We start from the raw sequence: 5,216 nt of genomic DNA, 5'->3' as shown, positions 1-5,216 counted from the left end.
CGCTTTCGAGGTCTTCGCGATTTGCGCCGGCCCGCGCGTTACCACGTTGAGCACGAGAATCAGCAGCCACGCCGCCGCCAATCCCGCCCACGCCTGCGGGCAGGGCCAGAACAACTCGCGCCACCCGGGAACCGGTCGTGGTTTGAAGGTTGAACATCCAGGCCCGGTTTCACACCGCGCCGCGCCAAGGATTCCGTCCCGCCACTCAGCCGGGATCTGCCGTAATGGCTGGCGCTCCAGTTGTTTTTCCAAATCGTCCGGCTTCATTTGATCTCGTCATAGAGTGGACGCAGCCGCTCGCGCAATTTGTCTAGCCCATAGCGATAGCGGCTCGCCGCCGTGTTCATCGGTATTTCGAGCGTTCCGGCGATCTGCTCGAAAGTCAGGCCTTCCCAAAGCTTCAGGTGAATCACCGCGCGTTGCTCCGGCGGCAGCGCGCCCAGAGCATCGGCCAGTGCAATGCCAAAGTCTCGCTGGTCCGGATCGCCACTGGAGGCAAATAGCGTGATGGATTCCGCGGCGAGTTGTTCATGGTTCCTTTCGCGCGTGGCGCTTCGACGCATTGAATCCACCGCGAGATTGTGCGTAAGTCGGAGAAGGAACGCTCTCGTGTCGCGGACACCGCTCAAAAGTGTCGGCCGGCCGGCCAGCTTTACAAAAACCTCCTGCAACAGATCTCGTGTGTCCGCCTCGTTGCGCATCAGATTCAACAGAAAGGCGAACAGTGATTGAGCATGGTCATCGTAAAGACCGGCGAGAGAATCGGATGGCGACATTCGTCCACAAACAGACGCGCGTGGCCGGACAATTTGTCTAACGGACCTCGAACTCGGAATCCGTCCAGAGTCTGCTGCACGGTTTGACCGGCCTGTCCGGTCGTCATCACGCCGCGGGCAGCGTGAAAAAGAAGGTTGTTCCCTTTCCTAATTCACTTTCAACCCAGACCTCGCCGCCGTGCGATTGCACGATGTGTTTGACGATCGACAGACCCAGGCCCGTGCCGCCTTGTTCCCGCGAGCGGGCCTTGTCCACGCGGTAGAAGCGCTCGAACACGCGCTCAAGAGAATCGGGTGGAATGCCCGGCCCATCGTCACGGACAGAAACCTTGATCATTTGTTGGTCCAAAGGCCGCGACTCGATTCTGACCTGCCCTTGCGGCCTGCCGTACTTGATGGCGTTGTCCACGAGATTGAACAGCACCTGCTGAAGGCGCTCGGCATCGGCCTTCACCGTCAATCCCGCCGGAACATCGTCCTCCAGTACAACATCCCTTTCGGCCGCGCGTGTCCGCAGATCATTCAAGACTTCGCCTGCAACGCCCTTCAGTTCGACCGTCTGCACGTTCATCACGATCTGGCCGGACTCCAACCGCGAGATGGTCAGCAGGTCTTCGATCAGATAAGTGAGCCGGTCCGCGTGTTTTTCGATCGTTTGCAGGAAGCGCGCCGTGACTTTGGGATCGTCCTTGGCGCCATTGGCGAGCGTCTCGACGTAGCCCTTGATCATCGAAAGCGGGGTGCGGAGTTCGTGGCTGACGTTGGCGACGAATTCCTGGCGAGTGTTCTCGAGCTGCTTGAGCCGGGTGAGATCGTGAAAGACGAGAATGATCCCCTGCTGTTTTCCGTTGCGATCCAGCAGCGCGGTGGCATTGACCTGCAAGCAACGGTTGTCGAGGCCCGGCAGCGCCAGCTCGAGTCCGAGCACCTGGCCCTCCGTGCGGACGCGATTGACCAGCTCCTGCAGTTCGTGCAGACGCAGCGCCTCCATCATCGTGCGGCCGCGGATGTCGTTCGTCAGGGCAAAGAGGTGCTCGAGCGCCTGGTTGACAAGTCGTACGCGTTCGTCGGCGTCGAGCAGCAAAACGCCTTCGACCATGCTGTTGAAGATCGCCTGTTGCTGGGCCTCGGCCTGGGCGAGCGCGGCCTGCTGATGCTCCCGGGCCCGGCTGTTCCGCTCTGTTTGTTCCCGGAGCTGTTCGCGCGCCCTGTTAAACCGCCGCCGCCACAAAAAATGGAGCGCTGCCAGCCCAAGGCAGGCGGCAAGGGTCAGGGCGGGCCAGATGCTTTCCATGCTTTTGACGGCTCAACGCTTTGGCGGCACAGCGCGCATTACACGCGAAATCGTCAAAATGTGGAACCGCTAAATCCGGCGGTCAGTTCTCGACGAACCGGTAACCCACGCCGCGGACTGTGTCGAGATACCGGGAAGCCCGGCCCAGCTTTTCCCGCAGGCGGCGCATGTGGGTGTCCACGGTGCGGGTATCAATGAGGTTGTCGTACTGCCAGACATCCTGGAGGAGCTGCTCGCGTGACTGCACGCGCCCGCGGCGCTGGGCCAACACGGTCAACAGCTTGAATTCCGTCGCTGTGAGGTCCACGCGCCGGCCTTGAACGCTAACGAGGTGCCGCGGAACGTCGATGAGCAAATCCCCGATTTGGTAACGGTCTTTCTTGTCCTCTTCACTGCGCCCGCCTTTCAGCAGGTTCTTTACGCGCAGGATCAGTTCGCGCGGGCTGAATGGTTTGGTGACGTAATCGTCGGCCCCGAGTTCAAGGCCCAGCACGCGGTCTATTTCCGCCGCCTTCGCGGTCAGCATGATGATGGGAATGGCAGAGGTCGCCGGGTCCCGCCGAAGAATCTTGCAGACCTCCAGTCCGTCCACCTCGGGAATCATGAGGTCCAGCACGATCAGGTCCGGCGCCGCGGCGCGTGTTTTCTTCAACGCCTCGTCGCCGTCGCCGGCGGTTACCACTTCATATCCCGCGCCCTTCAGGTTGAACTCGACAAGTTCGACCGCATCCGGCTCATCGTCCACCACGAGTATTTTCGGCATCACGCGGGCTTTGGTTACCATCCCGGACAGGTTCACACAATGACGCGGCAGTGACAAGACTGTTACAAGCGTGTGACGCGGGTGGAATTTTACTTGGACGGGCATGACCGCGGAGCCGTAAACTCGGATCGCCATGACCATCAGATCGCTATTTCTCGCTGCCGCCATTCCCTGGAGGGCCCTGCCCGCTGAATTGCCCGGACCGGTGTTGCCCGCCGGCGTCGGCGTCAACATCCATTTCACGCGCGGGCACGAACGCGACCTCGATATGATCGCCGCGGCCGGATTCAGGTTTATCCGCATGGATTTTGGCTGGGCGGCCATCGAACGGAAGAAAGGAGAATACGAGTGGTCGGAATACGAGGAGTTGACCGCCAGCCTGGAGAAGCGCGGCATCCGGCCTTACTACATCCTCGACTACTCGAATCCGCTTTACGAGGAGACGGTCACCGGAAAGAACCCGATCAGCGGCGCGGAACATCGCGATACCGCCTCGCCGCAACATCCGCAAAGCGTTGCCGCGTTCGCGCGCTGGGCCGCAGCCGCGGCGCAACATTTTCACGGACGGCACGTGGTTTGGGAAATCTGGAACGAACCGAACATTTCATTCTGGAAGCCGAAACCCGACGCCGGGCAGTACACTGCTCTGGCGCTAGCGACCTGCAAAGCGGTTCGTGCGGCCGACCCTCAAGCCACCATTGTCGCACCGGCAACTTCGACGTTTCCGTGGGAGTTCCTCGACCGCTTTCTGAAATCCGGGGTGCTTGAATACCTCGACGGCGTCAGCGTTCATCCCTATCGCTCCAAAGAGAGACCGCCGGAGACCGCGACGGCCGACTATCAGCGACTTCGCGGCCTGATCGAGCGTTACGCACCGGACGAAGCAGGGAAAAAAATCCCCATCATCAGTGGTGAATGGGGCTACTCATCCAACACAAAGGGCGTGTCGCCGGAAATACAGGCCGCCTTCATCGCGCGGCAACAACTGTCCAATTTGCTCAACGGCGTACCCATCTCGATCTGGTACGACTGGAAGAACGACGGCGAAGACCCGAACGAGAACGAACACAATTTCGGCACCGTCATTTACAACCTGAAACCCAAGCCCGCTTACACTGCGATTCAAACCCTGACCCGCGAACTGTCCGGTTATCGCATCGCCCGCCGGCACGACACGGGGAACGAAAAGGATTTCGTGCTGGTCCTGATGAATGCCAACGGTGAAACCAAACTCGCAGTCTGGACGGTTGGCGAGGCCCACAATGTGACGCTTGGATTGATGCCGACCACCGCAACCACGATCACCTGTGTCGGGAGTGGCGGCGAGAAGCGGAAACTGCGGGTCGAAGGAAATCGTTTGATCGTCGAATTGACAGCCGCGCCCGGCTACCTTTCGTTGGACCAGGTGAAGCTCAAATAAGGTGACACCTGCTTCCAGATGTCTTTGTCGGCAAGAAACAGGATTGCGAGCAGAATAGACGAAGACCCCGGCGATTATTGTGAATTAGGCTTCGACGCGTTTCATCCTGGGAACCGCGCTGACACGAATTGCCATCTGTGAAAAAACCATGATGTGATCACGGTCCTGGCTCGGGTTGTTTTTTTGCGATGAATTGGAATCCGGCCAAACAGTGGAATGGTTCAACTTTGACAGGGGCGGCTGGATGCCCGAAAATGGGCGCGCATGAAAAGTTCCTTGGGCCCGTTTTCCTTCCTCCCAATTGCCCTGATTGTTCTTAGCGCGGTTGGCTGCAACACCAAACCTCCTCCAGCGCCGACGGCGGCTACCGCCGTCAAAACGGGTCAGGTGACTGCTGCTGCCGCCAGGCTCAACAATTACGTCCTGGGCCGCGATTCAATGCCGCAGGAAGGGGTGCCGCGCGGGGAAGTGATCAAAATGCCGCCATGGACCAATAGCACCGTCTTTCCCGGCACGCACCGGGACTGGTGGGTTTACGTGCCGAAGCAATACGATCCGGCCAGGCCGGCGTGCGTGATGGTTTTTCAGGACGGCGGCGGTTACGTCAACAACGGAACCAACGGCCAGTGGCGCGTGCCGACCGTGTTCGACAATCTCATCGCCAAAAAGGAAATGCCGGTCACCATCGGCATCTTCATCAACCCGGGCGAAGTCCAGCCGGCCGAGCCGGGCAAGAAGGCGCGCAGCAACCGCAGCTTCGAGTACGATTCACTGGGCGATCAGTACGCGCGCTTTCTGCTCGAAGAAATCCTGCCTGCGGTCGGGAAAAAATACAACCTGACCAAAGATCCGGAAGGCCGCGCGATTGCCGGCATCAGTTCCGGCGCGATCTGTGCATGGACCGTCGCCTGGGAACGGCCCGGTGAGTTTCGCAAGGTGCTCAGCGCAGTCGGCAGTTTTACA

General features: G+C 59.9%; 6 protein-coding genes. 2 read left to right on the top strand and 4 right to left on the bottom strand.

Annotated elements, in window-relative coordinates; translation table 11 throughout:
• The 4 genes from VN887_13845 to VN887_13830 all read right to left on the bottom strand — a co-directional run.
• The coding region (locus tag VN887_13845; protein ID HXT41089.1) for a hypothetical protein at positions 1 to 267 on the bottom strand (267 nt) is incomplete at its 3' end.
• On the bottom strand, positions 264 to 776 hold the full coding sequence (locus VN887_13840; GenBank protein HXT41088.1) for an RNA polymerase sigma factor: 513 nt from the start codon (positions 774 to 776) through the stop codon (positions 264 to 266). The genes VN887_13845 and VN887_13840, both read right to left, overlap by 4 nt.
• A gap of 106 nt (positions 777 to 882) precedes the next feature.
• A complete protein-coding gene (locus VN887_13835) occupies positions 883 to 2,070 on the bottom strand; it encodes an ATP-binding protein (GenBank protein ID HXT41087.1) in 1,188 nt (395 codons plus the stop codon).
• Between the two features lie 82 nt (positions 2,071 to 2,152).
• Entirely contained in the window at positions 2,153 to 2,854 is a 702-nt protein-coding gene (locus VN887_13830) for a response regulator (GenBank protein HXT41086.1), read from the bottom strand.
• Between the two features lie 112 nt (positions 2,855 to 2,966).
• Between VN887_13830 and VN887_13825 the strand changes: the two genes are divergently transcribed.
• Both VN887_13825 and VN887_13820 read left to right on the top strand, forming a co-directional pair.
• Positions 2,967 to 4,253, top strand: coding sequence for a cellulase family glycosylhydrolase (locus VN887_13825; protein HXT41085.1), 1,287 nt, complete (start codon positions 2,967 to 2,969; stop codon positions 4,251 to 4,253).
• A 264-nt stretch (positions 4,254 to 4,517) separates the two neighbouring features.
• The coding region (locus VN887_13820) for an alpha/beta hydrolase-fold protein (protein HXT41084.1) at positions 4,518 to 5,216 on the top strand (699 nt) is incomplete at its 3' end.

It is taken from the genome of Candidatus Angelobacter sp. (assembly GCA_035607015.1).
Taxonomy (GTDB): domain Bacteria; phylum Verrucomicrobiota; class Verrucomicrobiia; order Limisphaerales; family AV2; genus AV2.
Note: the sequence above shows the minus strand (reverse complement) of the source record. Positions and strands in the feature narration are given on the sequence as shown.